At 67.4% G+C, this 25,073-nt stretch carries 23 protein-coding genes and 1 other RNA gene; 11 read left to right on the forward strand and 13 right to left on the reverse strand.

Going from position 1 to position 25,073, the window contains the following annotated elements:
* Position 1: 1 nt before the first annotated feature.
* Positions 2–2,845 (reverse strand): bifunctional diguanylate cyclase/phosphodiesterase, encoded by a 2,844-nt coding sequence (locus AASM09_RS13645; RefSeq protein ID WP_049428513.1) that lies wholly within the window; start codon positions 2,843–2,845, stop codon positions 2–4.
* A gap of 247 nt (positions 2,846–3,092) precedes the next feature.
* Here AASM09_RS13645 and AASM09_RS13650 point away from each other — a divergent pair, with 247 nt between their 5' ends.
* From AASM09_RS13650 to AASM09_RS13670, 5 genes are all read left to right on the forward strand, one after another.
* Positions 3,093–3,611: an RNA polymerase sigma factor gene (locus AASM09_RS13650; RefSeq protein WP_238378638.1), complete on the forward strand. Its 519-nt coding sequence runs from the start codon at positions 3,093–3,095 to the stop codon at positions 3,609–3,611.
* Positions 3,608–4,627 carry a hypothetical protein gene (locus AASM09_RS13655; protein WP_343368473.1) on the forward strand — a complete coding sequence of 340 codons (1,020 nt, stop codon included), beginning with the start codon at positions 3,608–3,610 and terminating at the stop codon, positions 4,625–4,627. Before AASM09_RS13650 ends, AASM09_RS13655 begins: the two co-directional genes overlap by 4 nt.
* A 40-nt stretch (positions 4,628–4,667) precedes the next feature.
* On the forward strand, positions 4,668–5,264 hold the full coding sequence (locus AASM09_RS13660) for an IMPACT family protein (RefSeq protein WP_049428511.1): 597 nt from the start codon (positions 4,668–4,670) through the stop codon (positions 5,262–5,264).
* Positions 5,257–7,029, forward strand: a complete 1,773-nt coding sequence (locus tag AASM09_RS13665; RefSeq protein ID WP_049428509.1) for an ABC transporter transmembrane domain-containing protein — start codon at positions 5,257–5,259, stop codon at positions 7,027–7,029. Before AASM09_RS13660 ends, AASM09_RS13665 begins: the two co-directional genes overlap by 8 nt.
* 70 nt (positions 7,030–7,099) lie before the next feature.
* The gene (locus tag AASM09_RS13670) at positions 7,100–7,294 is read left to right on the forward strand and encodes a hypothetical protein (RefSeq protein ID WP_049428506.1); all 195 of its coding nucleotides are present in this window, start codon (positions 7,100–7,102) and stop codon (positions 7,292–7,294) included.
* A 222-nt stretch (positions 7,295–7,516) separates the two neighbouring features.
* Here AASM09_RS13670 and AASM09_RS13675 read toward each other — a convergent pair whose 3' ends face one another.
* From AASM09_RS13675 to AASM09_RS13685, 3 genes are all read right to left on the reverse strand, one after another.
* On the reverse strand, positions 7,517–8,641 hold the full coding sequence (locus AASM09_RS13675) for a prephenate dehydrogenase (protein WP_049428504.1): 1,125 nt from the start codon (positions 8,639–8,641) through the stop codon (positions 7,517–7,519).
* Positions 8,638–9,546, reverse strand: coding sequence for a pyridoxal kinase (gene pdxY / locus AASM09_RS13680; RefSeq protein WP_049428502.1), 909 nt, complete (start codon positions 9,544–9,546; stop codon positions 8,638–8,640). The genes AASM09_RS13675 and pdxY overlap by 4 nt, the downstream gene beginning before the upstream one ends.
* A gap of 562 nt (positions 9,547–10,108) precedes the next feature.
* Positions 10,109–11,308 carry an MFS transporter gene (locus AASM09_RS13685; RefSeq protein ID WP_049429551.1) on the reverse strand — a complete coding sequence of 400 codons (1,200 nt, stop codon included), beginning with the start codon at positions 11,306–11,308 and terminating at the stop codon, positions 10,109–10,111.
* Between the two features lie 72 nt (positions 11,309–11,380).
* Between AASM09_RS13685 and AASM09_RS13690 the strand changes: the two genes are divergently transcribed.
* Positions 11,381–12,178, forward strand: a complete 798-nt coding sequence (locus AASM09_RS13690) for an AraC family transcriptional regulator (RefSeq protein ID WP_049429552.1) — start codon at positions 11,381–11,383, stop codon at positions 12,176–12,178.
* 121 nt (positions 12,179–12,299) lie between these two features.
* Here AASM09_RS13690 and dnaJ read toward each other — a convergent pair whose 3' ends face one another.
* The 4 genes from dnaJ to hrcA all read right to left on the reverse strand — a co-directional run bounded on the left by dnaJ (position 12,300) and on the right by hrcA (position 17,326).
* A complete protein-coding gene (gene dnaJ, locus AASM09_RS13695; protein WP_014036853.1) occupies positions 12,300–13,424 on the reverse strand; it encodes a molecular chaperone DnaJ in 1,125 nt (374 codons plus the stop codon).
* A 154-nt stretch (positions 13,425–13,578) separates the two neighbouring features.
* The gene (gene dnaK / locus AASM09_RS13700) at positions 13,579–15,501 is read right to left on the reverse strand and encodes a molecular chaperone DnaK (protein WP_343368474.1); all 1,923 of its coding nucleotides are present in this window, start codon (positions 15,499–15,501) and stop codon (positions 13,579–13,581) included.
* A gap of 181 nt (positions 15,502–15,682) precedes the next feature.
* On the reverse strand, positions 15,683–16,198 hold the full coding sequence (grpE, locus tag AASM09_RS13705) for a nucleotide exchange factor GrpE (protein WP_049429553.1): 516 nt from the start codon (positions 16,196–16,198) through the stop codon (positions 15,683–15,685).
* A gap of 63 nt (positions 16,199–16,261) precedes the next feature.
* The gene (hrcA, locus tag AASM09_RS13710) at positions 16,262–17,326 is read right to left on the reverse strand and encodes a heat-inducible transcriptional repressor HrcA (protein WP_049429554.1); all 1,065 of its coding nucleotides are present in this window, start codon (positions 17,324–17,326) and stop codon (positions 16,262–16,264) included.
* 115 nt (positions 17,327–17,441) lie between these two features.
* Here hrcA and recN point away from each other — a divergent pair, with 115 nt between their 5' ends.
* Positions 17,442–19,103 (forward strand): DNA repair protein RecN, encoded by a 1,662-nt coding sequence (gene recN / locus AASM09_RS13715; protein ID WP_049429555.1) that lies wholly within the window; start codon positions 17,442–17,444, stop codon positions 19,101–19,103.
* 100 nt (positions 19,104–19,203) lie between these two features.
* Here recN and AASM09_RS13720 read toward each other — a convergent pair whose 3' ends face one another.
* Positions 19,204–20,121, reverse strand: coding sequence for a LysR family transcriptional regulator (locus tag AASM09_RS13720; protein ID WP_049429556.1), 918 nt, complete (start codon positions 20,119–20,121; stop codon positions 19,204–19,206).
* Positions 20,122–20,218: 97 nt separating this feature from the next.
* Between AASM09_RS13720 and AASM09_RS13725 the strand changes: the two genes are divergently transcribed.
* Entirely contained in the window at positions 20,219–21,475 is a 1,257-nt protein-coding gene (locus tag AASM09_RS13725) for an SGNH/GDSL hydrolase family protein (RefSeq protein ID WP_100443613.1), read from the forward strand.
* Positions 21,476–21,550: 75 nt separating this feature from the next.
* On the opposite strand, the gene fur is transcribed toward AASM09_RS13725, so the two are convergent.
* Positions 21,551–21,958, reverse strand: coding sequence for a ferric iron uptake transcriptional regulator (gene fur / locus AASM09_RS13730; RefSeq protein WP_005409235.1), 408 nt, complete (start codon positions 21,956–21,958; stop codon positions 21,551–21,553).
* Positions 21,959–22,061: 103 nt separating this feature from the next.
* On the opposite strand from fur, the gene AASM09_RS13735 reads away from it, so the two are divergent.
* On the forward strand, positions 22,062–22,454 hold the full coding sequence (locus AASM09_RS13735) for an outer membrane protein assembly factor BamE (RefSeq protein WP_005409234.1): 393 nt from the start codon (positions 22,062–22,064) through the stop codon (positions 22,452–22,454).
* A 36-nt stretch (positions 22,455–22,490) separates the two neighbouring features.
* Here AASM09_RS13735 and AASM09_RS13740 read toward each other — a convergent pair whose 3' ends face one another.
* A complete protein-coding gene (locus AASM09_RS13740) occupies positions 22,491–22,748 on the reverse strand; it encodes an RnfH family protein (RefSeq protein ID WP_005409233.1) in 258 nt (85 codons plus the stop codon).
* A gap of 3 nt (positions 22,749–22,751) precedes the next feature.
* Positions 22,752–23,177, reverse strand: coding sequence for a type II toxin-antitoxin system RatA family toxin (locus tag AASM09_RS13745; protein WP_005409232.1), 426 nt, complete (start codon positions 23,175–23,177; stop codon positions 22,752–22,754).
* Positions 23,178–23,234: 57 nt separating this feature from the next.
* Here AASM09_RS13745 and smpB point away from each other — a divergent pair, with 57 nt between their 5' ends.
* Entirely contained in the window at positions 23,235–23,738 is a 504-nt protein-coding gene (gene smpB / locus AASM09_RS13750; RefSeq protein ID WP_005409231.1) for an SsrA-binding protein SmpB, read from the forward strand.
* Between the two features lie 181 nt (positions 23,739–23,919).
* On the opposite strand, the gene AASM09_RS13755 is transcribed toward smpB, so the two are convergent.
* A complete protein-coding gene (locus tag AASM09_RS13755; protein ID WP_049429121.1) occupies positions 23,920–24,492 on the reverse strand; it encodes a hypothetical protein in 573 nt (190 codons plus the stop codon).
* 219 nt (positions 24,493–24,711) lie between these two features.
* On the opposite strand from AASM09_RS13755, the gene ssrA reads away from it, so the two are divergent.
* Positions 24,712–25,065, forward strand: a transfer-messenger RNA (tmRNA) gene (ssrA, locus tag AASM09_RS13760).
* Positions 25,066–25,073 lie beyond the last annotated feature (8 nt).

Genomic DNA, 25,073 nt, shown 5'->3' on the forward strand with positions numbered 1-25,073 from the left:
CTCAGGCCGCCGCGTGCGCCCATGGGGCGGGCCGCCCCAGCAGGTAGCCCTGGCCGTAGTCGCAGCCCAGTTCGCGCAGGGTATTTCGCTGCGCCTCGGTCTCGATGCCTTCGCCGATGGTTTCGATGCCCAGCGTGCGCGCCAGCGACAGCACGCCCTCAACCAGCGCGCGCGTACTCTGCACTTCCGGACCATGCAGGCCGGCGATGAAGCTCTGGTCGATCTTCAGCGTGCTGATCGGGAAGCGATGCAGGTAGGACAACGCGGAGAAGCCGGTGCCGAAATCATCCAGCTGTACCTGGATGCCGCGCTCGCGCAGGCCCTGCAGGATGCGCAGCGTGTGCGGGCCATCGTCCAGCAGTGCGACCTCGGTGATCTCCAGCCGCAGTCGCTGCGGATCGGCGCCGTATGCATCCAGCAGGCCGAACAGGCGGCCGCTGAACTCCGCCGAGCGGAAATGACGCGGTGACACGTTCACCGATACGTAGCTGTGCCCCCCTTTGGCCAGCCCCGCGATGACCTGCTCGTAGATCAGCCAATCCACCTGTTCGATCAGGCCACTCTCTTCGCCCAGTTCCAGGAACGCACCGGGCAGCAGCAGGCCACGGCGCTCGTGCTGCCAGCGAAGCAGCGCCTCGTGACCGACCACTTCGCCGTCGGACAAGCGCACGATCGGCTGGTAGAACGGCAGGAAGTCGCGGTTGTTGATCGCACGTCGCAGATCGGCTTCCAGGTCCAGGCTGCGCATCGCTTCTTCGCGCATGTCTTCGTCGAAGATCGCGCAGCGGTCATGGCCCTGCGCCTTGGCCCGGTACATCGCTGCGTCCGCATCGCGCAGCAGCTCTTCACCGGTGCGGTAGCGCGGATTCCACAGGGCAATGCCCAGGCTGCCGGACGGAAACAGTTCGCGCCCGGCGATCCACATCGACTCCTGCAACGCCAGCAGCAGCCGCTGGCCGAAATCCAGTGCCTGCGCCAGCCCCTGCGGGCACTGCAGCAGCACGGCAAACTCATCACCGCCGAGCCGTGCCACCACATCTTCGGTACCGGCCATCGACACGATGCGCTTGGCCACTTCCACCAGCATGCGGTCACCGGCGGCATGGCCGATGCTGTCATTGACCAGCTTGAAGCGATCAAGGTCGAGGAACAGAACTGCAAACACCGGCCCGCCCTCACGCTTGGACAGTGCCAGGGCATCCTGCAGGCGATCCAGCAGGTGCAGACGATTGGGCAGGCCGGTCAGGGCATCGTGCATGGCCTGGTGGGTCAGGCGCTGTTCCGCACGCAGGCGCTCGCCGATCTGGCCGAGCAGTTTCTCGTTCACTTCGGCCAGTTCACGGGTGCGTTCTTCCACGCGCTTTTCCAGCTCGGCATGCGCCGAACGCAGCCGCTGCTGGTCGCGCTGGCGGGCCAACCCGGTACCGATGTTCTGCGCAACGAAGGTCAGCAGGCGCTGGTCGTGCACGCTGAAGGTACTGTTCTGGCTGTAGCTCTGCACCACGATCGCGCCGACCACTTCGTCGTCGCGCAGCAGCGGCACGCCCAGCCAGCAGTGCGAACGCGCGCCGTGTTCGCGCACTTCGCCGGCCGCCAGCAGGGCATCGATCTGCGCGCGCGATGCCAGCAGCGGGCGCCGGTTGCGCACCACGTATTCGGTCAGGCCACGGCTGAACGGCCGCGGCGCGCGGCTGGCGTTGTGCTCGTCCACCGAATAGACGAAGTCCAGGCCATTACCGGCGGCGTTGACCAGGGCGATGTAGAAATTGCGCGCATCGAGCAGGCGCCCGACCACGCCGTGCACCTGGCCGTAGAACTGGGCCAGGCTGTCGGCCGACATCGCCATCTCGGCGATGTTGTAGAGCGCGGTCTGCAGCTGCTCGGCACGGCGCCGTTCGGCTACTTCGTCCTGCAGGCTGCGGTTGGCGCGCTGCAGTTCCTGGGTGCGCCGCTCCACCTGCTGCTCCAGCCGTACCTGCGCCTGGCGCCGGTCCATCGCGGTCTGTACGTGCTGGGCGACGAACCCCAACAGGGCGCGCTCGGCCTCACCATAGCGGGCGGCACGCTCATAGCTCTGCACCACGATGGCGCCACAGACGCGGCCATCGCGCAGCATCGGCACGCCCAGCCAGTCCAGGCTTTCGGGGCCACGCTGCGGGTCATGCTCCTGTTCCACCACCCGCGCCAGCAGTTCGCGCGACGGGCCACTGAGCGGCTTGCCATGGCGCAGCAGCGCCACGGTCAGGCTGCGCGGCATCTCGCTGGCGTCATGGCTCTGCGACGGATCGGCAACGAAGTCATCCACCTGGTCGGCGAAGTACAGGAAGCGGATCTGTTCACGCACATCGTCGTACTCGACGATGTAGCAGTTCTCCGCGTACATCAGCGTGCCCAGCACACCGTGCACGTGGCGCAGCATCTCGCCCATCTCCAGGTCTGCGCCGGCCAGGTCGGCGATCTGGAACAACGCCTGCTGCAGCCGCTCGGCCTCTTCCAGGGCCTTGATCTGCCCTGCCTGTCGCCCACGCTGCAGGGCCAGTTCCATCGCCTGCCGGGCCAGTCCCCACCACGCGGGCGAAGGCGCCGCACCGACCACCGACAACAGCAGCCGCGCGCCGTCGTACTCCCAACCGTGCTGGCCATCGCCAACGCCGGGGTCCACGAACGGGGCGCCGTCGATCACGACCGGGGGCCAGCCGCCCTGGCCACGCCCCAGCTGCGGGTCGTCCCAACCGACCCGGACCACCGCCGATTCAGGCAGCAGCGCATGCAACGCGCGCACCAGCGCCGTGCTCAGCACGACCTCGTGTGGTGGCTCTTCCGCCGGTTCAGCATGCGTGGACAAATGACAATCTCTTGGCGCCGTCTAAGCGTCGCCTCCCCTGAGCCGCCGAGCATAGCGCGCCACCCGGGGGGCAATGGAAGCCCGTAAACCCCGAATCGTGCGCCCGTACGTTTTTCGTGCTGTCCGTAGCCGCTTCCATGCCATGAACCTCGCCCTGCCCGCCCCTGCCACCGGCTATGCGCCACCGCCTGCAGGCCTTACCCTGTACGCCGTGGAAGCCAGCGCACTGCCAACCGATGAAGCCTTGATGCTGGCCTGGGCCGGTGGTGACCTGCGCGCGTTCGAAAGCCTGTATGCGCGCCACCGCAAACGCCTGTTCGGCTTCCTGCTGCGGCAACTGCGCGACACGGCACTGGCCGAGGAGATCTTCCAGGACGTGTGGCAGCGGGTGATCAGCGCGCGCGCCGGCTGGCAACCCGAGGCGGCGTTCAGCACATGGCTGTTCCGCATCGCCCACAACCGACTGAACGACCATTGGCGTGCGGCACGTCATCGCCCGGCCGCACCTGCCGATGCCGATCTGCGCCTTGCGGCGATCGAGGATGGGCAGACCCCGGAAGCGGAACTCTCTGAATTCGAACAACGTCGCCGCATCCAGCTGGCGATGGAGCAACTGCCGCCGGAGCAGCGCGAAGTGCTGCAGCTGCGGCTGGATCAGGAACTGAGCCTGGAGGAGATCGGCCAGATCACCGGCGTGGGCCGGGAGACCGTGAAATCGCGGCTGCGCTATGCGATGGACAAGCTGCGTGCGGGACTGAACGCATGAACCGAGACGAACCCCTGACGCCGGAAGAACGCGAGCTGGCCCGGCTGCTCGGCCGTCGCGCCGAGCAGGCACCGCCGCCCGCGCTGGATGCTGCCATCCTGGCCGCGGCGCGTGCCGCCGTGGATGCTCCGGCCGCTGGCGCCGTTGCCTCTGCGGACGCACCGCGCGCACGACAGGCACGCCCTCGCTGGCCGGCAGTGTTCGGCATTGCCGCCTCGATGGTGTTCGCCATCGGCATCGCCTGGCAGCTGCGCCCGGAGCCGCCGCCGGTTCCGGCCGGTGAGGCCGCTGTTGCTGCGGCACCGGCACCGGCAGAAGACGTTGCGGCTGCCCGTCAGGCCGCTGACCGCAGTGCAGCCGACAGCGCTGTGGCGGCTGCCGAACCAAGCGCTGCGCCCGCAGCACCCGAGGCCGCCCCTGTTGCCGCTGCCCCGGCACCGGCCATCGCTCGCGCGCCCGAGCCGGCGCCGGCCGAGACCGCTGAAGCGCCGGCCCAAGCTGCACGATCGATGGCTGCGGATGCGGCCGCCGATACCGCCTTTGCGCCCCCCCCACCGGCGCCGACGGCAGCGCCGGCAGCAGCGCCGCCTGCGCCACCGGCACCCGCAGCCTACTCTGCACCGGCAACGGAATTCGCGCCGGCAGAGTCCGGGGCACTGAAAGCACGCACGGCCGCGGCACCTGCACCGGCACCGGCACCAGCAGCCAATGCCGCCGAGGTCGAGCGGGCGGAGGCGCTGGATCGGGTGGAGATCACCTCGATGAAGCGTGAGGCTCCCAGCCGTTCGGCTCCGGGCATCATGCGCCGCGGCAGCGATGCGGGCCTGAGCGCGGACACGGTGCAGGCCGAAGTAGACGCCGACGCGCGCCTGCCACGCCGGCAGTGGCTGCAGAAGATCCGCGAGCGCCGTGACCAGGACCAGCGCGACCTCGCCCGCGCCAGCCTGGAACGCTACATACAGCAGTATCCGGAAGCGCGCCTGCCGCGCGACCTGCGCCCGCTGCTGGACGACTGAAACGGACGGGGGGACCCGACAACGCCGTAGAATGATGGGAATGCTCGATACCCTCGCCCAGCCCGTCAGCCACACGCTGGAAGTCAAACACAGCCGCTTCATCGCCCATGCCGCGCCGATCGATGGCGCCCCCGCAGCATTGGCGTTCCTGCAACAGGTTGCCGTGGCCGACGCCACGCACAACTGCTGGGCCTACCGGCATGGCCAGGACTACCGCTCCAGCGATGACGGCGAGCCGGCAGGCACCGCCGGGCGGCCGATCCTGGCCGCGATCGACGGCCAGGGCTTCGACCGGGTGATGGTGGTGGTGACGCGCTGGTTTGGTGGCATCAAGCTCGGAGCAGGCGGCCTGGTCCGTGCCTACGGCGGGGCCGCCGCCGAATGCCTGCGCACCGCGCCGCGGCTGGCGCTGGTCGCCATGGCACGGCTGCAGCTGCAGGCCGGCTTCGAGGACCTGGGCACCCTGCACGCCGCCCTGCCTGCGTTCGGTGTGGAGAAGCGCGATGAGCAGTTCGACGCGAACGGGGTATGCCTGCGGGTCGAATTGCCGGCCGATCAGGTCGACGCATTGAAAATCCGCCTGCGCGACGCCACTCGTGACCGTATCCGCATAGAAGACGACCACCAGGATGACTGACAAGGACGGCGCCCCCGCCTCGCCCCCGCCGCTGCGCCGCCTCGGCAGCCTGCGCACGCTATGGCCGTTCGTGCGCCGCCATAGTGGCCTGTTCACCGCCTGGCTGCTGGCGCTGGCGGTGTCTTCGGCGGCCACGCTGAGTCTGCCGCCGGCGGTCAAGCAGATGATCGACCATGGTTTCAGCAGCGGCGGCCAGATCAACCGTGCCTTCGCCCTGCTGATGCTGGTGGCCGTGGTGCTGGCCCTGGCCACCGCCGCGCGCTTCTACTTCGTGTCGCTGCTGGGCGAAAAGGTCGTAGCTGACCTGCGCAGCCGCCTGTACGCACACCTGATCCAGCTCGGTGCCGGGTTCCATGACCGCAGCCGCAGCGGTGAGCTGGTCTCGCGCCTGACCGCCGACAGTGAGCTGCTGCGCAGCGTGGTCGGCTCGACCATGTCGGTGGCACTGCGCAGCAGCGTCACGGTGGTCGGCAGCCTGGCGATGCTGTTCGTCACCAGCCCACGGCTGGCGGCGTGGTCGCTGCTGGGCATTCCGCTTGCGGTACTGCCGATCATCATCGGTGCGCGCAAGCTGCGTACCGTCGCGCGCAGTAGCCAGGACCGCATCGCCGATGCCAACAGCCTGGCCAGCGAGACCCTCGGTGCGGTACGGACGGTGCAGGCGCACGCACGCGAACCCTACGAGCGCGGCCGCTTCGACCACGCACTGGGCGATGCCATCAAGGCCGCCCGCCGCCGCATCGGTGCGCAGTCGCTGGTCACCGCCAGCGCCATCCTGCTGGTGTTCGGCGCCATCGTCGGCGTGCTGTGGCTGGGTGCGCACGATGTCATCGACGGTCGCCTCAGCGCAGGCACCCTGGGCCAGTTCGTGCTGTACGCACTGATCGGCGGTGGCTCGGTCGGTGCGCTGGCCGAAGTCTGGAACGAACTGCAGCGCGCGGCCGGCGGCATGGGCCGCATCGGCGAACTGCTGGAGGAAGACATCGAGATCCGCGCGCCGGCGCAGCCGCACGTGCTGCCGCAGCCGCTGCGTGGCGAGATCCAGTTCGACGACGTGGTGTTCCACTACCCGCAGCGACCTGACCAGGCGGCGCTGGACCATTTCAACCTGCACGTGCGCCCGGGCGAGACCGTGGCCCTGGTCGGCCCGTCAGGCGCGGGCAAGAGCACGGTGCTGTCCATGCTGCTGCGCTTCCACGATCCGGCGGGTGGCCGCATCTGCGTGGATGGCATCGACGTTCGCCAGGTCGACCCGGCCGAGCTGCGTGGACAGCTGGCGCTGGTGCCGCAGCAGCCGACGCTGTTTGCCGCCAGTGCACGTGACAACATCCGCTATGGCCGCCTGCAGGCCAGCGACAGCGAGGTCGAGGCTGCCGCACGCGCCGCCGAGGCAGACGGCTTCCTGCGCGCGTTGCCGCAAGGCTACGACAGTGAGCTGGGCGAGCGCGGCGCGCGCCTGTCCGGTGGCCAGCAGCAGCGTGTGGCGATTGCCCGCGCACTGCTGAAGGACGCACCGATCCTGTTGCTGGATGAAGCCACCAGCGCGCTGGACGCACAGAGCGAACATGGCGTGCAGCAGGCCCTGGAGCGCTTGATGGCTGGCCGCACCACGCTGGTGATTGCGCACCGCCTGGCCACCGTACTCAAGGCCGACCGCATCGTAGTGATGGACCAGGGCCGCATCGTGGCGGAAGGTACGCACGCACAGCTGCTTGCCGAAGGCGGCCTGTACGCTGAACTGGCACGACTGCAGTTCATCGATTGATGACGGCCGGCTAACATCGGCGGAGTGAAGCTGGCACCGCATCAACAGCATCCGCTGAAGGAGGTGCACGATGTCGTTCCGTCAGTTTCCCGCCGTCGACAGCCATGGTGAAAGCCACATCATTATCGAGTTCAAGCCCGAGGCGAACGGCAGCGGGCACCACTCCGAAGCCACGCCCCGCTACGAGCTCGACGATGGTCGCTTGCTGGTGCGAAATGGCCGCGAATTCACTACCAGCGGTGGTGAGCTGAGGCTGACGATCTGAGGTACGCCGGGCATGGCCCGGCACTCCCGGATCCGCTCTGGTGGGTGTCGACCTTGGTCGACACGCGCCGTGGCCGAAAGCAGCCGAGCATGGCTCGGCTCTACGGTAATGGCATGGTCAATTTTTGATCAACCATCTTGACAGCCTTGGCTGCCAAGGGCTGCACGCGGTTATCCACATGTTTGCTCAGGAATCATCCACACCGCCTATGGATGAATGCGCTCAGCCGAGCACGCGTCCGATGCCGCTGGCGTCCACGTCGGCCGCCGCCAGGGTGATTGCAGCAGGATCACTGCCCGCAACGAAACCGATGCGGAAATGGACTTCGCCGCCGGGCGTACGCGAGGAGTGGATCGAGGCCAGGCTGATGCGGTGCTGCTCGAACACGTTCAGCAGTTCGCGCAGCGAACCCGGCCGGTCTTCGGGCAGGTGGACCGACAGCGCGTTGCGCTCGGTCAGGTCTGCCAGCAGATAGCCCACGCGTTCGAAGGTGTAGTTGCCCTCGGCCAGCGCCTGCTCACCGAACGCACTGCGATTGGCCGACAGCAGCTGCTCGCGGAATGCACTGCGTGCAGTGTCGTCGCCCTGCCCGACCTGGCCCTGCAGGGCCTGCAGTTGGGCGACCAAGCGCTCCAGCATCGGCGCCACATACGGGTTGCCGAACTGGATGTCCTCGTAGATCGCCGGGTTCAACGACAGGATGCGCGAGATGATCGCCGTATCCAGTTCGAACGACGCCGAACGGTACGGCATCATCGCGGCCAGGTCGCCCAGCTGCGGCTGGTACTGGCGCAGCACGCCGGCCTGGGCCAGATGGGTGGCGTGCACCATCGCCTGCACCAGCGCCATCATCTGGTCATGGTGCTGCGGCATGGCGCGCACGCATTCGGCCTGCAACGCCGCGCACAGCGTATCGACCCACGGCTGCCAGTGTTGCAGCCGCGCTTCGCAGATCACCATCACCCGGCCCTTCAGGGTGGGTGCCTTGGGCGGCGCGGTCATCGGATGCAGCCCGACCACCTCTGCCAGCGAGGCCAACATCGCCTGCACCGGCGCCTCCTTCACCGAGGTCACGTCCAGCCACAGTCGGTCGCGTTCACGGCCTGCGGACTGCCGCACGTACTCGGCGATCAACGCGGGCGTGTGCCGGATCGGCGCCGAGAACACCAGCACGTCGGCCTGCGCCAGCAACTGCTCCGGCGTATGCGATTGCGGATCAGCCGGATCATGGCCAATCACCTGCAACTGCATGTGCTGCTGGAAGAAGCGGGTCAACCAGCGCCCGTAGGCGCCAGCACTTCCGACGATGCCGACCGTGCGCGGCGTGCGTTCAAGCAGGCCGCTCATGCCACGCGTTCGGCGCGGAAGCGCGTGCCTTCGGCCAGGGCAGCGGGTGCTGCGACTATTACGTCGAACTCTTCGAAACCGTTGTCCAGGGTCGCTTCCAACGCCGCATGGGTACCGGCGATCGCACGCGAGATCGCCTGCTGCATCGATTCACCGCGCAGCAGGAACGACACCACCAGCGACATCAGCACATCGCCGGTGCCGGCCACATCCACCGGCAGCAGCGGCGAGGTCCAGCGCCAGGTTTCCTCGCGGCCAACGGCCAGGGTCACCAGTTCCCCCGGGTTGCCGCCGACGCTATGCGCGATCACCCAATGGGGGCCACGGTCCAGCAGCGTGCGCGCGGCGGCGATGGCATCGGCTTCGGCCAACGCCGGCATGCCAGTAAGGCGATTGAGTTCGAAAGCATTCGGCGTGACCAGCCAGGCATGCGGCAGCAGGCGCTCGGCGAAGATCGCTTCCAGGCCTGGCTCCACATAGGGGCCGGTGTGGGTGTCGCCGATGACGGGGTCGAGGCAATAGCGCAGCTGCGGGCAGGCCGGCAGGATTTCGTCCAGCCAGTCGGCAAACGCGGCACCGTTGGCGGTGCTGCCGAAGTAACCGGAGACGAGCATCTTCGCCCGCTGCGGCAGGCCGCGCTCATGGGTACCGAGCAGCAGGTCGGCGAACCAGTCGGCCGGCAGCACGCGGCCACGGGTGGTGTCGTAGAACGGCGCATTGCTGAGCAGCACGGTCGGGATTTCCGCGACGCGCACGCCAAGTGCGCGCATGGGCGGCACGGCGGCGCTGTTGCCGGCGTGGCCGTAGACGAGTTGCGACTGGACCGAGATGACATCGATCGGCGACGGACCGTCGGGCCGCTGGCGGCGGCCGTGGACCAGGTGGTTATCAAGGGATTCGCTCATGCCCGCATTCTACGCCCGGTAAGGGGTTCGGCAGGGCTTGCAGCCCTGCACCTGCTCAATGCAACAGCAACGGCAACGGCAACGGCAAAAGCGAGCTATCCGTGGGGTGGCGGGGCGGTGTCGGAGTGCGGGGACGCCGCAAGTACGTCCCTGTAGGCTTGGCAGCGACATCCATGCCGCTGACACCCCGCAATCCGACACCGCCCCGCCTTCGACAGGTTCACGCGGCTGTTGGTAGGTGTCGACCTTGGTCGACACATCTGTCAGATATCGATACACAAAAATGGGGTCAGATCCGTTTTCCTTCGGAAAACGGATCTGACCCCACGAGATGTTCCGACAGATTGCGGCCAACTGTCGAAGGCGGGGTGGGTCCGGTTGAGGGGGCGTGAGCCGCATGGATGCGGCGACCGAGCTTACATGGACGTACTTGCAGCGTCCCCCGCAACCGGACCCACCCCGCCAACCCACGGATAGCCAACTTCTGCTGTTGCTTCTGCTGTTGCTTCGGCCCTGGCTTGCAGCAGGTGCAGGGCTGCAAGCCCTGCAAACCCACCCTCCCTCAGTGAACAGCAGGCCGCGACGGCGGCAGCCACGCCGCCACGATGCCGAGCAGCGGCAGGAACGCGGTCAGGTGGTACACGTACTCGATGCTGGTCTTGTCCGCCAGCAGGCCGAGCACGGCTGCACCCAACCCGCCCATGCCGAACGCGAAGCCGAAGAACAGGCCGGACACCATGCCGATGCGGTGCGGCATCATTTCCTGCGCATAGACCACGATCGCCGAGAATGCCGATGACAGCACGAAACCGATCAGCACGGCCAGCACCGTGGTCCAGAACAGATCCGCATGCGGCAGCATCAGCGCGAACGGCGCCACGCCCAGGATCGAGGTCCAGATGATCGGCTTGCGGCCAATGCGATCACCCAGCGGACCACCCAGGAAGCCGCCGGCGGCCGACGCCACCAGGAACGCGAACAGGTGCAGCTGCGCCTGTGCCACCGGAATCCCGAAGTGATGGATCAGGTAGAAGGTGAAGTAGCTGCCGATGCTGGCCATGTAGAAGTACTTGCTGAAGATCAGCACCAGCAGGATCGCCAGCACCTTGGCCACGGTGCGCGGCGGATGGCGCGGGGCCATCGACGCGGTGCTGACCGGGCGCGGGGTGCCCAGGTGCAGCGCGTACCAGCGGCCGACATAGGTCAGCAGCGCGATGCCGATCAGTGCAGCGCCAGCAAACCACGACGCGGCATGCTGGCCATACGGCACGATCACCGCCGCAGCGATCAGCGGGCCGAGCGCGGTACCGAAGTTGCCGCCGACCTGGAACACCGATTGCGCGAAGCCATGGCGACCGCCCGAGGCCAGCCGCGCGATGCGCGAGGCTTCCGGATGGAAGATGGCCGAACCAATGCCGACCATCGCCGCCGCCATCAGCACCATCGCGTAGTTCGGTGCGAAGCCGAGCAGCAGCATGCCGCACAGGGTCGAGGCCATGCCGATCGGCAGCGAGTACGGCGCCGGGCGGCGGTCGGTAGCCATGCCGATCAGCGGCTGGAAGATCGAGGCGGTCAGCTGGTAGGTCAGCGTGATCAGGCCGATCTGGGTAAAGCTCAGGTTGAAGCCGCCCTTGATCACTGGATAGATGGCCAGGATCAGCGACTGCATCATGTCGTTGACGACGTGCGAGGTGGAAATGGCGGCCAGCACGCCGGGAGCCACCGGGCGTGAGGGTGTTGCGGGGGAAGCCAAGGCGGACATGGACGCAGTCAGGTTGGGGGCGAGCCACGCATGCTACGGTTGCCCTCTCTTCCCTTCTGCCGCGTTCGGGTCATGCCCTATCGCAAAAAGGACATTGCCAGCGATGTCGATCCGGCCGCACCGTGGCGGGAGGTGCCGCTGCATCGCCCTGTCACCTACCGGGTTACCCAATACCCGGCCGGCACCCATATCGCCGGGCACAAGCACCAGCGCCACCAGCTGGTCTACGCCATCTCCGGACTGATGGTGGTGCGATCGGAAGTGGGGCGCTGGGTGGTGCCCTCGACGCGCGCGATCTGGATGCCGGCGGGCATGGTGCACGCGGTGGACTGCATCGCCGCCGTGCACATGCGCAGCCTGTACATCGATCCGTCATTCGCCCCGCACCTGCCATCCGAACCATTTGCGGTACAGGTGGCACCGCTGCTGCGCGAACTGCTGCAGGCCGCCACGCTGATCAAGGGGGAGCACATCGAAGACAGCCGCGATGGCCGCGTGGTGCGCCTGCTACTGGACGAACTGCACCGCATGGACGTGCTGCCGCTGCACCTGCCCGCCCCGACCGACCCGCGCCTGCGGCGGATCTGCCAGCACCTGCAGAAGCATCCGGGTGACGACGCCACGTTGCAGGACTGGGCGCAGGCGCTGGAGGTGGACGTGAAAACCATCCAGCGCCACTTCGCCCACGAGCTGGGCATGACCTTCGGGCAATGGCGGCAGCAGGCACGGCTGCTGGCCGCGATGGAACGACTGGCGACCGGCGACAAGGTCATCGATGTCGCGCTGGCGACGGGCTACGACAGCCCCAGCGCGTTCACCAGCATGTTCAAGCGGCAGTTGGGGCAGACGCCGGCGGCATTTTTCCGGTAACCGCATTCACGCATGGCGTGGATCTGCCACAGCGGCGTATGCCCGGCGGAAACCACCGCCGCCCGCAAACGAAAACGCCGGGCATGGCCCGGCGCTACCGTTCACCGTCTGCGTTGAGAACTCAGGACGTCATCCGGTCCCAGAAGCCCTTCACGCCATCCATGAAGGTGGCCGACTTCGGCGAATGCTTACGCGCTTCCTCGCCGACGAAGGTGGCTTCGAACTGCTCCAGCAGCTTGCGCTGTTCGTTGGTGAGGTTCACCGGCGTCTCCACCACCACGCGGCAGTACAGGTCGCCTTCGCTGCGGCTGCGAACCGAACGCACGCCCTTGCCGCGCAGGCGGAACAGCTTGCCGGTCTGGGTCTCGGCCGGAATGCGGATCTCCGCTTCGCCGCCCAGGGTGGCCACGCGCACGGTGTCACCCAATGCGGCCTGCGAGATGCGGATCGGCACTTCGCAGTGCAGGTCGTCGCCATCGCGCTGGAAGATGGCGTGCTCGCGCACGCGCACTTCCACGTACAGGTCACCCGGCGGCGTACCGGCCGGGCCGGCCTCGCCCTCGCCCTGCAGGCGGATTCGGTCACCGGTGTCGACGCCGGCCGGCACCTTCACCGACAGCACCTTGTCTTCCTCGACACGGCCGTTGCCGTGGCAGGTCTTGCAGGGCTTGGCGATGATCTGGCCACGGCCGCCGCAGTTGTGGCAGGCCTGCTGCATGGCGAAGATGCCGCGCTGGATGCGCACCTGGCCACGGCCATGGCACACATTGCAGGTTTCGACCTTGCCGTCTTCGGAGCCACTGCCATCGCAGTCGCCGCACTCGGCCAGAGTCGGAATCTCGATGCGGCGCTCGACGCCGCGCACGGCTTCTTCCAGGTCCAGCTCCATCACGTAGCCGATATCGGCGCCGCGACGGGCCTGGCGCGGACCACCGCCCCCGCCGCCAAAGATGTTGCCGAAGATATCGCCGAAGATATCGTTCATGTCCGGGCCGCCCGGACCACCGCCGCCCATGCCGTGCTCGAACGCAGCGTGGCCGTGGCTGTCATACATGCGGCGCTTGTTGCCGTCGGACAGCACTTCGTAGGCTTCCTTGCACTCCTTGAAGGAGGCTTCGGCCGCCGCATCACCCGGGTTGCGGTCCGGGTGGAACTTCATCGCACAGCGACGGTAGGCCTTCTTCAGCTCGTCGTCGGTGGCGGTGCGGGCAACGCCCAGCACTTCGTAGTAATCGCGCTTGCTCATATCGTGAATCGGGTTCCGAAACGTCGGGATTCGTCAAAGCGGAAGAGCGGAACCAGGTCCGCTCTTGCGTCGGGCGCCCCGACACGCCGGTGGGCGGTCAGGACCCTGATGCGACAACGGGACGCTGGTGGCCAGCGTCCCGCGTCGGTCCGGATCAGGACTTCTTGTCGTCCTTGACTTCGGTGAACTCAGCGTCGACCACGTCATCCTGCGCCTTGCCGGCATTGCCGGCGTCGGCGCCCGGGGCACCGCCCTGGTCGGCCGAAGCAGCGGCGAACAGCGACTGGCCAGCCTCTTCCAGCGCCTTCGACTTGGCTTCGATCTGTGCCTTGTCGTCACCCTTCATCGCGGTTTCCAGGTCGGCCAGCGCGGCCTCGACCTTGCCGATGACATCGCCGCCGACCTTGCTGCCGTGCTCGGTGATGGCGCTGCGGGTGCCGTGGATCAGGGCGTCGGCCTGGTTGCGGGCCTGCACCAGCTCCTGGAACTTCTTGTCTTCTTCGCGGTTGGCTTCCGCGTCGGCGACCATGCGTGCGATCTCCTCCTCGGACAGGCCCGAACCGGCCTTGATCTCGACCTTCTGTTCCTTGATGGTCTTCTTGTCCTTGGCCGACACGTGCAGGATGCCGTTGGCGTCGATGTCGAAGGACACTTCCACCTGCGGCAGGCCACGCGGGGCCGGCTCGATGCCGGACAGGTCGAACTTGGCCAGCGACTTGTTGAAGCGGGCCTGTTCGCGCTCACCCTGCAGCACGTGCACGGTCACGGCCGACTGGTTGTCCTCGGCGGTGGAGAACACCTGCGAGGCCTTGGTCGGGATGGTGGTGTTCTTCTCGATGATCTTGGTGAACACGCCGCCCATGGTCTCGATGCCCAGCGACAGCGGGGTCACGTCCAGCAGCAGCACGTCCTTGACGTCGCCGCCCAGCACGCCGCCCTGGATGGCCGCGCCCAGTGCCACGGCTTCGTCCGGGTTGACGTCCTTGCGCGGTTCCTTGCCGAAGAACTCGGTCACCGCCTGCTGCACCTTCGGCATGCGGGTCTGGCCACCGACCAGGATCACTTCGCTGATGTCGCTCGAACGCAGGCCGGCATCGTTCAGGGCGACGCGGCACGGCTCGATCGACTTCTTGATCAGGTCGTCCACCAGCGCTTCCAGCTTGGCGCGGGTCAGCTTGATGTTCAGGTGCTTCGGACCCGACGCGTCAGCGGTGACGTACGGCAGGTTCACTTCGGTCTGCTGGGCGCTGGACAGCTCGATCTTGGCGCGCTCGGCAGCATCCTTCAAGCGCTGCAGGGCCAGCGGATCCTTGCGCAGGTCGATGCCCTGGTCCTTGTTGAATTCTTCAACCAGGTACTCGATGACGCGGTTGTCGAAGTCTTCGCCGCCCAGGAAGGTGTCGCCGTTGGTGGCCAGCACTTCGAACTGCTTCTCGCCGTCGACGTTGGCGATCTCGATCACCGACACGTCGAAGGTGCCGCCGCCCAGGTCGTACACCACGATCTTGCGATCCTTGTTGTCGCCCTTGTCCAGGCCATAGGCCAGTGCGGCCGCGGTCGGCTCGTTGATGATGCGCTTGACGTCCAGGCCGGCGATGCGGCCGGCGTCCTTGGTCGCCTGGCGCTGGCTGTCGTTGAAGTAGGCCGGCACGGTGATGACCGCTTCGGTGACCTTCTCACCGAGGAAGTCCTCGGCGGTCTTCTTCATCTTTTCCAGCACCTTGGCCGAGATTTCCTGCGGGGCCATCTTCTTGCCGTCGCTGGTGGCCACCCAGGCATCGCCATTGTCATGGGCCAGGATGCTGTACGGGACGTGGGCGATGTCCTTCTGCACTTCGGCGTCGGTGAACTTGCGGCCGATCAGGCGCTTCACCGCGTAGAAGGTGTTCTTCGGGTTGGTCACGGCCTGGCGCTTGGCCGAGGCGCCGACCAGGACTTCGCCGTCCTTGGTGTAGGCGACGATCGACGGGGTGGTGCGATCGCCTTCCGAATTCTCGATGACGCGGGCCTTGCCGCCGTCCATGATCGCCACGCACGAGTTGGTGGTGCCGAGGTCGATACCAATGATCTTGCCCATGGGGGAGACTCCTGAGGATGCTTGTTGGTGTCAGTCCGGCCGTTCGGCCGGTGGATGAATACGATGTGGGGGAGGCTCGTGGAACATTCAAGCCATCTCCCGAACGCTGTGTTTCCGGTCGTCCGGCGCGTTCAGCGTCGGGCCGGGTCGCGGGTCATTCCCGCCTCCCGGCCCCGCAGGGTCAGTCGGCGGCCACCACCACCAGCGCCGGCCGCAGCAGGCGCTCGTTGAGCAGGTAGCCCTTCTGGAACACGGTGACCACGCTGCCCGGGGCTGCGCCCGGGGTCGGCACCTGGCTGATGGCCTGGTGGTGTTCCGGGTTGAACGGCTGGCCGATCGGGTCCAGCAGCACCAAGCCGTTGTCGGCGGCCACCTTCAGCAGCTGCTTGTAGGTCAGCTCCAGGCCTTCGCGCAGCGGGTGCGGGTCGTCGCCGGCGGCTTTCAGGCCGGCATCCAGGCTGTCGAACACCGGCAGCAGCTCGCCCAGCAGCTTCTCGTTGGCGAACTTGCGGGCCTGCTCGATGTCACGGGCCACGCGCTTGCGCTGGTTCTCCAGGTCGGCGCGCTCACGCAGCGCATCGGCCTTGATCTGCTCGACTTCGGCGCGCAGGCGCTCCACTTCGTCGTTGACGCCGGCGGCGGCAGCCGCGTCGGCGGCACTCTGCTGGGATTCGATATCTGGATGTTCGTGGTTCATGTCTGGGTCCCTGGCGGTCACTCTCCGCCTCCACCCACCCTAGTGTGGGCGGGATGCTGCGTTTCAAGCGTCGGATGTTCCCGGCGTGCGTCCGGCCGGCGAAAAGGCCGCGCCGAGCACATCGGCGGTGGCCTGGACCAGCGGGATCATGCGGTCGTAGGCCATGCGCTTGGGGCCGATCACGCCCAGCACGCCCAGCACCTGGCCGTTGGCGGTGTACGGGGCAGTGACCAGCGAGACGCCCTGCAGCGGCATCATCCCGGTCTCCTCGCCGATGAAGATGCGCACGCCCGGCGCCTGGATGGTCCGCTCCAGCAGCTGCAGGATCTCGCGCTTGCTGGAGAACAACTCGAACAGCTCGCGCAGGCGCTCCAGGTCGGACAGGTCCTGTACCCCCATCAGGCGGGTCTGGCCGGCCACCAGCATGTCGTCGGCCGCTGGCTGCAGGGCCTGCTCGGCCAGCTCGATGCTGTGCGCCAGCAGCTGCTCCAGCTCGGAGCGGGCGTCGCGCAGCTCCAGCAGCAGGCGGGTACGGATCTCGGCCATCGGCAGGCCGGCGAAATGGGCATTGAGGTAGTTGGCGACCTGCTCCAGCTGGCCCGGCGCGAACTCCTGGCGGGTCTCGATGACCCGGTTCTGCACCTCGTTGTCGGCGAACACCAGGATCGCCAGCACCCGGCGACCGTCCAGCGCCACGAAATCGATCTGGCGGAAGGCGAACTGCTCGCGTCGCGGCGCGCTGACCACGCCGACGAAGTGGCTCATCGCCGAGAGCAGCTCCGAGGCGCTGCCGAGCAGGGCCTGGGTGCTGCCGCCGCCAGCCAGCTCCTGGCGCAACCGGGCCAGCTCGCCCTCGCCCGGCGGCTGCATCTGCAGCAGGCTGTCGACGAACACCCGGTAGCCATGCGCGGTCGGGACGCGCCCGGCCGAGGTATGCGGCGAGGCCAGCAGCCCCAGGTCCTCAAGGTCGCCGAGGATGTTGCGGATGGTGGCCGGGCTGACCTCCAGGCCGGCCACGCGCGCCAGCGTCTGCGAGCCGACCGGCTCACCGTCCTGGATGTAACGCGCGATCAGCGTGCGCAGCAGATGGTGCGCACGCGGGGCAAGCTGGTCGGGAGAACCGTGCATGGAATCAACCTGTGAGACACGGACACTAGATAATGGCGACGCATCACCTTGGCAAGTCATTGGACCTCCCTCGCCCGCGTGCTAGCGTTGCGCGGCTGCTGATACCCCCTTACCCATGCTCAGACATCTTTCGATCAAGGATTTCGCCGTCGTCCGCGCCACCGAACTGGAGTTCGGGCCAGGCATGACCGTAGTTTCAGGCGAGACCGGCGCCGGCAAGTCGCTGATGGTCGACGCGCTGGGCTTCCTGTCCGGCCTGCGCGCCGACAGCGGCGTGGTCCGCCATGGCGCCGCCCGCGCCGAGCTTTCGGCCGAGTTCGCACTGGAGCAGCTGCAGGCCGCGCGCCAGTGGCTGGCCGACAACGAGCTGGACGATGAGGAACAGTGCCAGCTGCGCCGGGTGATCCGCGCCGATGGCGGTTCGCGGGCCTGGATCAATGGCCGCCCGGTGACCCTGGCGCAGCTGGGCGACCTGGCCTCCCTGCTGGTGGAGATCCACGGGCAGCACGAACAGCAGGCCCTGCTGACGCGCCCGTCGCAGCTGGCCCTGCTCGACGCCTATGCACGCAACGAAAACGAACGCCGCCAGGTGCGCCGCGCCGCCGCGGCCTGGCAGGCACTGGTCGATGAATCGCTGGCGCTGTCGCAACAGGGCGACGTCAGTGACCGGATCGGCTTCCTGGAACACCAGCTGCGCGAGCTCGACCGTGAAGACCTGGAACCGGAGTCGATCGCCGCGCTCGGCGCCAGCCACCGCCGCCAGGCCCACGCCAGCGCCCTGCTGAGCGCCTGCCAGGCGGCCAGCAACCAGCTCAACGGCGACGACGGCAGTTCCGCACTGGACCTGCTGCAGCAGGTACGCCACGAACTGTCACGCCTGATCGAACACGACCCGCGCCTGGGCGAGGTGGACGGCCTGATCGAGAATGCCTCGATCCAGCTGCACGAAGCCCTGTCGCTGCTGGACCGGGTGCACGACGACCTCGACGCCGACCCGGAGCAGTTCGAAGAGAACGAGCGCCGCCTCGGCCGCCTGCACGACCTGGCACGCAAGCACCGCGTGCCGATGGATGAGCTGGGCGCGCAGCGCGAGCGCATGCATGCCGAAGTGGAACAGCTGCGCGGTGCCGACGAGCGCCTGCAGCGCCTGGCCGGCGAGATCGACAAGGCCGCTGCGGCCTGGCGCGTGCAGGCCGAGGTGCTGACCGCCAGCCGCCGCAATGCCGCCGCCGAGCTGTCGGCTACCACCACCGGCATCATCTCCGAGCTCGGCATGGGCGGTGGCCAGTTCCTGATCGAACTGGAACCGCAGGATGCCGGCAAGCCCGATCCGCAGGGTGCCGAGCGCGTGGAATTCCTGGTCGCGGCCAATGCCGGCCAACCGCCGCGCGCACTGCGCAAGGTCGCCTCGGGCGGTGAACTGTCACGTATCTCGCTGGCCATCGAAGTCGCCGCGCTGGACCTGGATGCGGTGCCGACGATGGTGTTCGACGAGGTCGACTCCGGCATCGGCGGCGCCGTGGCCGACATCGTCGGCCAGAAGCTGCGCGCCCTCGGCGAGAAGCGCCAGGTGCTATGCGTGACCCACCTGCCGCAGGTCGCCTCCAAGGGCCACGCGCATTACCGGGTCAGCAAGGCGCCAGTGGAAGGCATGACCCAGAGCGCAGTGGAAAAGCTGGACAGCAAGGCGCGCGAGGAAGAGCTGGCACGCATGCTCGGCGGCGTGGAAGTGAGCAAGGAAGCGCGCGCCGCTGCGCGCAAGCTGCTGCAGGTGTAGCGCCGGCGGAGCCGAGCATGGGCTCGGCTCTACAGGAACATCCCGAACGAAACCGACATGTAGAGCCGAGCCCATGCTCGGCTTCTGTCCGCCGGCGCTCTCACCCCAACGGCCGCGCCAGATCCACGTTCTCCACCAGGTAATCCAGGAACGCGCGCACCCGCAGCGGCAGGTAGCCGCCCTGCCCCAGGAACACCGCGTGCACCTCTTCCAGGTCACCGGGATTGGCTTCCTCCAGCACCGGCAGCAGGCGTCCGGCAGCGATGTCGGCCTGCACCTGGAACGCTGCCAGCCGTGCCATGCCCAGCCCCCCCAGCACCAGCTGGCGCAGTGCATCGCCGTTGCTGGCACGGGCGTTGCCGCTGGGCAGCAGCATCCGTTCGCGACCGTCCTGCAGCAGCGGCCAACCCTGCATCGCCCGCGCATGGCCAATGTCCAGACGGTTGTGCGACTGCAAGTCCTCCACGGTGGCCGGCAGGCCATGCCGTTGCGCATAGGCCGGCGCGGCCACGATCATCATCCGCGTCGCGCCCAGCCGCCGCGCCACCAGGCTGGAGCTCTTCAGCGGACCGGCCCGCACCGCCACATCGGTGCGCTGCTCCAGCAGATCGATCACCTCGTCGTTGAGGGTCAGGTCCACGCCTACCTGCGGGTTGCGCTGCAGGAACACCGGCAGCAGCGGCAACAGGAAATGCTGGCCGAACGGCACATTGGAATTGACCCGCAGGCGTCCACGCGGCTCGGCGTGGGCACTGGCACAGCGCTCGGCCTCGTCCAGGTCGGCCAGCACGCGCAGGCCGCGCTCGTAGAACGCGCAGCCCTCGGGAGTCAGCTGCAGCTGGCGGGTGGAACGCTGCAGCAGGCGTGTCCCCAGACGCTGTTCCAGCCTCGCCACCAGCTTGCTGACCGCCGACGGAGTCATCTCCAACGTTCGGGCGGCCGCGGAAAAGCCCCCGGTCTCGATCACCCGCACGAACACTTCCAGTTCGCCGGATCGGTTGATGTCGGAGCGCGCCATGGCAATGAATCCCGTTCACAGATGATTTTCCATGCGCAGTCTAGTTCACAGATGAGTACGGAATCACCATGGCCTTCCCTCCACCCGGGATTGCCCGATGAACCGCTTCAACCAGCTCGTAGCCACCGCATTGATCGGTCTGTCCGGCGCCGCCAGCGCCGCCTCTGCCCCGCACTGGGTGGCCAGCTGGCAGGCCAGCCCGCAACCGGTCTGGGGAGCGGACTTCCTGTTCCCGTCACTGATACCGGCGTCGCTGCACGACCATACCTTCCGCCAGACCGCGCGCATCAGCCTGGGCGGCCCGCGCCTGCGGGTGCGGCTGAGCAATGCCTATGGCACCCAGCCGCTGCGGATCGGCGGTGCCAGCGTCGCGCCGCAGGCCGGTGCGACGCCGCATCAGCTCCGCTTCGATGGCCGGCCCGAGGTGCTGATCGGCCCCGGCCAGGAACGGCTGAGCGATCCGCTGCCGCTGGCGGTGCAGGACCGTCAAGCGCTGCAGGTCAGCGTCTTTGTGCCGGAGTCGACGCCGTTGCAGACCTTCCACTGGGACGGCCGCCAGACCAGCTGGATCGCCCCCGGCGACCAGAGCCTGGCGCGCGAGCTGGACAGGGCCAGCGCCACCACGGCCCGCCTGTTCCTGACCGGCATCGAAGTCGAGGCCCCGACCAGCGCACGCAGCGTGGTGGTGATCGGCGATTCGATCACCGACGGCGCCACCGCCAGCCTCGACCGGGACCAGCGCTGGACCGACCACCTGGCCGCCCGCCTGGCCCCGCAGGGGGTGGCGGTGGTCAGTGCCGGCATCTCCGGTGGCCGCCTCTTGCGCGACGGCATGGGCGAAGCCGCGCTGGCCCGCTTTCAACGCGATGCGCTGGATCAGCCTGGCGTGTCCAGCGTGATCGTGCTGATCGGCATCAATGACATCAGCTGGCCCGGCACCGCCTTCGCGCGCAAGCAGGCGCGGCCCACGCTTGCCGAACTGCAGGCGGGCTACCGCGCCCTGGCCGGACAGGCCCATCGCCGTGGCGTTCGGATCGTGGGCGCGACCCTGCCGCCGTTCGCTGGCGCCCTGCCCGGTACGCCGCTGGACGACTACTACCAGCCGGACAAGGACGCCCTGCGCAGCCAGCTCAATGCGTGGCTGCGCACCGACGGCCCGTTTGACGCAGTGATCGACCTGGACGCGGCGCTGCGCGACCCGGCCGATCCGTCGCGGATGGCCGCCGCCTATGACTCCGGCGACCACCTGCACCCGGGTGACGCGGGGAACCGGGCAATGGCCGAGGCGGTGGATCTGGACGCGCTGCTTGGAGGTCAGGGGTCAGAGCCCTTTTCCCATGGAAAAGGGCTCTGACCCCAGCATCAGGCCCACCAACGAAAAACCCCGGGCAGGCCCGGGGTTTCGTCGCATATGGCTGGCCGGATCGGCTTACTTGCGCTTCTTGCGCACGTACAGCACCAGCGAGTGCTCTTCCAGCTCGTAGCCGTGGTCGGCTGCGATCTTGCGCTGCAGCTCCTCGATCTCGTGGCTTTCGAACTCGATGATCTTGCCGCTGTCCACGTCGACCATATGGTCGTGGTGGCCGCCACGGTCCAGCTCGTAGACGGCCTGGCCACCTTCGAAATTGTGCTTGAGCACGAGGCCGGCGGCCTCGAACTGGGTCAGCACCCGGTACACCGTGGCCAGGCCGATCTCGTCGCCATGCTCCAGCAGCTGGCGGTAGATGTCTTCGGCGGTCATGTGGTGCTGGGCATTGCGCTGCTCGAGCAGCGCCAGGATCCGCATCCGCGGATGGGTCACCTTCAGGCCGACTTTACGCAGGTCGTGGGTTTCCATAGGTCTCCGTTCATTGGCGATTTAGCGCCAGCTGCCTCGGATTGGGTCGCGGTGGCACGCCGGGAGTGTATCATCGGTTTGATTTCCCCAACCGCCAGTCCCGATGCGCAATCTCCTGTTGGTCGCCGCCGTCGCCCTGTCCACCACCGGGTGCGGCATCATCTACAAGCAACCCATCTATCAGGGCAACCTGATCCGGGAAGATGCCGTGGCCAAGCTGCAGGTCGGGCAGAGCAAGCAGCAGGTCACCGCCCTGCTGGGCACCCCGTCCATTCCCGATCCGTTCCACGCCCAGCGCTGGGACTACACCTCCAGCCAGCGCGTGAACCGCCTGGGCCGTACCGAAGTGAAGAACTTCGTGGTGTTCTTCGAGAATGACACCGTGACCCGTTGGGAAGGCGACTACTTCCCGGGCAACGACAAGGCCCTGGCCCAGCAGACCGTGCGCCAGTTCGGCCGCAACCTGCCGAAGGACAAGAAGAAGAAGGGCCGCTGAGGCCCCCTGCCCGTCCCCACGGGCGGGTTGCGGGCATCAACCGCCGAGCGCACGTCGCCGGCGGTTGTCCTTGGGGTCGGCCAGCAACGGGCGTAGCAGCTCGATACGGTCACCCTCCAGCAACACCTGCTGCGGGCGCGCCAGTACGCCATGCACGGCCACGGCCGGGCATCGGTCACTGCCTTCCAGCGCGGCGGCGGCAATGGCATCGGCCACGGTCGCGCCCTCGTCCAGCTGCAGCCGGCGCGACAGCACCTGCTGCGGCCAGGCCAGCACCACCTCGACCTCGATCATCGCTCAGGCCTCGTCGGCGACGCGGACGAAATCATTGACCATCCGATCGGCCAGCCCCTGGAAGCCGATCGCCAGGGCCGGTCCCAGCAGGCGTGAGCTGGGCTCGAATTCCAGGGTCAGGGTGACCTTGCAGGCGTCCTCGGCCAGCGCATGGAATTCCCAGCGGCCGTGCAACTGCTTGAACGGGCCATCGCGCAGCTGCATGTCGATGCTGTGCGGGCGTTGCAGGGTGTTTTCGGTCTGGAACCAGGTGCTGAACGAACCCAGGCCCAGATCCAGGCGCGCCACCAGCCGGTCCTCGCCCTGCTCCAGGATCTGGGCAGCCGAGCACCAGCGGAAACGGCGCGGATAGGCCTGGACATCGTTGACCAGGTCGAACATGCGCGCGGACGAATGCTCGACCAGGGCGCTGCGGCGAATAGTAGGCATGAATACAGGACGTTTCGGCAATCGACCGGGCGGGCCCGAATCGGAGACAATACGGAAATGAGCAAGAACAGCGGCAAGGATAAAGCAAAGAGCGCGACGGCCAACAAGACCATCGCGTTGAACAAGCGTGCCCGCCACGAGTACCACATCGAAGAACGCTTCGAGGCCGGCCTGGCGCTGCAGGGCTGGGAGGTGAAGTCGATCCGCGCTGGCCGCGGCAACATCATCGATGCCTACGCCTACGTGAAGCACGGCGAGATCTTCCTGATCGGCGCCCAGATCACCCCGTTGATCCAGGCCTCCACCCACGTGGTTGCCAACGACCGGCGCGAGCGCAAGCTGCTGCTGCACCGGAGCGAGATCGACAAGCTGGTCGGCAAGGTCGAGCGCGATGGCTACACGATCGTGCCCACCGCGATGTACTGGAGCAAGAACAAGATCAAGCTCGAAGTCGCGCTGGCCAAGGGCAAGCAGACCCACGACAAGCGCGATGCCGCCAAGGACCGCGACTGGGCGATCGAGAAGCAGCGCGTGATGCGTCGCGGCAACCGCGACGCATAAGGCTGCAATACCGGGCCATGCCCGGCGGCCTTGGCCTTCTGTAAAGCCGAGCCACGCTCGGCTGCCGTGGCTTTCTGTAGAGCCGAGCCATGCTCGGCTGCCGTGGCTTTCTGTAGAGCCGAGCCATGCTCGGCTTCGGCGAAGAAGCCGTCGAGCATGGCTCGACTCTACAAAAGGCGGATCACCCCGCCAGTACGCCCTGCCCGCGCATGCGCGGCGCCAGCGCCGCGTGCATCACCGCCAGGTGCATCACCACCGCCAGTTCCGGCGCGTAGCGATCATCCCCCGCCCGCCACTGCTGGGCCAGCTGCGCGGCATCATCCGGCAGCAACGACAGCAGCTGGGCATCATCCATCGCATCGGCCGCGCCCTGCAGCTGGCGCGCCATCTGCCGCGACTGCCACACGTGCACGCCAATACTGAGACTGGCCAGCGACATCAGGACCACGGCCAGCCCGTGCTCGAACCACTGCGACAGCACTTCCGGCCCCCACAGCAGGGCCGCCAGTACGGCCAGGCCCGGCAGGCGCCACCCCAGCCAATGGATGCGACCGCGCTGCGACCAGTGCACCACCACCGCGCTGGCGATCAGCGCGGCCGCAGCCGTGGCCGGCAGCTCGGTCAGCCAGGTGGCCGCCAGCAGCACCGCCAGCAACGCCCAGACCCAGACCGGCGGCAACGCGCGCCGCTGGTAGTCGGCACCGACCGGCCCGATCAGCTGTCGCAGGCTGCGTTGTTGGCTTGCATCGGTCACCCACCGTCTCCGTGTCTGTCCTGGCTTGGATGGTCGTCGCCAGTGTGTCGCAAATCCGTGCCAATGACGTTACCAATCCGCTATGACGGCGGCTCTACAACTTGTTGTGGATTGCCAAGGTGACTGTTCAGGCGTTTTGCCGTAGCATTGCAAGCGTTGGGCAGGCCCTGACCGTGGCAACGCGGGATCGGCCCTGTACCTTGCAGCACTGTAGAAACCGGGGGTGCATTGGTTTCGACGGGGGTTGTGAAGTCGCCTGGCGCATGCCGAGGGGGTAGCTTTCCTCGTAAATCCAGCTGCAAAACTCTAGTTGCCAACGACGACAACTACGCTCTGGCCGCTTAAGGCCTAAGCCTCGAAACCGCTTGTGTCCATGCTCGCGGTGTAGAGTCACTATCATGGAATCGCGCTGGGTGGCTGCCTGTCAGTCCGGCACTAGAACACAACAGGCTGGTTCCCGGATGCGCTTTGCACGCCGTGCTGTTCGGGGACGAGATCTAACGGCGAGCTAAGCATGTAGTGCTGGGGATGGAGTGCCTTCGGACGGCGGTTCAATTCCGCCCACCTCCACCATCTGTAAG

Origin of the sequence: Stenotrophomonas maltophilia, assembly GCF_039555535.1 — a bacterium.
GTDB classification, from domain to species: domain Bacteria; phylum Pseudomonadota; class Gammaproteobacteria; order Xanthomonadales; family Xanthomonadaceae; genus Stenotrophomonas; species Stenotrophomonas maltophilia_Q.

What these genes read in the sequence shown, in the direction of transcription:
- pdxY (WP_049428502.1), bottom strand. Translation starts at nt 9,546, where the DNA reads ATGAGCGAATCCCTTGATAACCACCTGGTCCACGGCCGCCGCCAGCGG.
- dnaJ (WP_014036853.1), bottom strand. Translation starts at nt 13,424, where the DNA reads ATGAGCAAGCGCGATTACTACGAAGTGCTGGGCGTTGCCCGCACCGCC.
- hrcA (WP_049429554.1), bottom strand. Translation starts at nt 17,326, where the DNA reads ATGCACGGTTCTCCCGACCAGCTTGCCCCGCGTGCGCACCATCTGCTG.
- AASM09_RS13745 (WP_005409232.1), bottom strand. Translation starts at nt 23,177, where the DNA reads ATGCCTACTATTCGCCGCAGCGCCCTGGTCGAGCATTCGTCCGCGCGC.
- AASM09_RS13685 (WP_049429551.1), bottom strand. Translation starts at nt 11,308, where the DNA reads ATGTCCGCCTTGGCTTCCCCCGCAACACCCTCACGCCCGGTGGCTCCC.
- AASM09_RS13720 (WP_049429556.1), bottom strand. Translation starts at nt 20,121, where the DNA reads ATGGCGCGCTCCGACATCAACCGATCCGGCGAACTGGAAGTGTTCGTG.
- AASM09_RS13670 (WP_049428506.1), top strand. Translation starts at nt 7,100, where the DNA reads ATGTCGTTCCGTCAGTTTCCCGCCGTCGACAGCCATGGTGAAAGCCAC.
- AASM09_RS13735 (WP_005409234.1), top strand. Translation starts at nt 22,062, where the DNA reads ATGCGCAATCTCCTGTTGGTCGCCGCCGTCGCCCTGTCCACCACCGGG.
- AASM09_RS13740 (WP_005409233.1), bottom strand. Translation starts at nt 22,748, where the DNA reads ATGATCGAGGTCGAGGTGGTGCTGGCCTGGCCGCAGCAGGTGCTGTCG.
- fur (WP_005409235.1), bottom strand. Translation starts at nt 21,958, where the DNA reads ATGGAAACCCACGACCTGCGTAAAGTCGGCCTGAAGGTGACCCATCCG.
- AASM09_RS13650 (WP_238378638.1), top strand. Translation starts at nt 3,093, where the DNA reads ATGCTGGCCTGGGCCGGTGGTGACCTGCGCGCGTTCGAAAGCCTGTAT.
- dnaK (WP_343368474.1), bottom strand. Translation starts at nt 15,501, where the DNA reads ATGGGCAAGATCATTGGTATCGACCTCGGCACCACCAACTCGTGCGTG.
- AASM09_RS13665 (WP_049428509.1), top strand. Translation starts at nt 5,257, where the DNA reads ATGACTGACAAGGACGGCGCCCCCGCCTCGCCCCCGCCGCTGCGCCGC.
- AASM09_RS13675 (WP_049428504.1), bottom strand. Translation starts at nt 8,641, where the DNA reads ATGAGCGGCCTGCTTGAACGCACGCCGCGCACGGTCGGCATCGTCGGA.
- AASM09_RS13690 (WP_049429552.1), top strand. Translation starts at nt 11,381, where the DNA reads ATGCCCTATCGCAAAAAGGACATTGCCAGCGATGTCGATCCGGCCGCA.
- smpB (WP_005409231.1), top strand. Translation starts at nt 23,235, where the DNA reads ATGAGCAAGAACAGCGGCAAGGATAAAGCAAAGAGCGCGACGGCCAAC.
- grpE (WP_049429553.1), bottom strand. Translation starts at nt 16,198, where the DNA reads ATGAACCACGAACATCCAGATATCGAATCCCAGCAGAGTGCCGCCGAC.
- AASM09_RS13725 (WP_100443613.1), top strand. Translation starts at nt 20,219, where the DNA reads ATGAACCGCTTCAACCAGCTCGTAGCCACCGCATTGATCGGTCTGTCC.
- recN (WP_049429555.1), top strand. Translation starts at nt 17,442, where the DNA reads ATGCTCAGACATCTTTCGATCAAGGATTTCGCCGTCGTCCGCGCCACC.
- AASM09_RS13655 (WP_343368473.1), top strand. Translation starts at nt 3,608, where the DNA reads ATGAACCGAGACGAACCCCTGACGCCGGAAGAACGCGAGCTGGCCCGG.
- AASM09_RS13660 (WP_049428511.1), top strand. Translation starts at nt 4,668, where the DNA reads ATGCTCGATACCCTCGCCCAGCCCGTCAGCCACACGCTGGAAGTCAAA.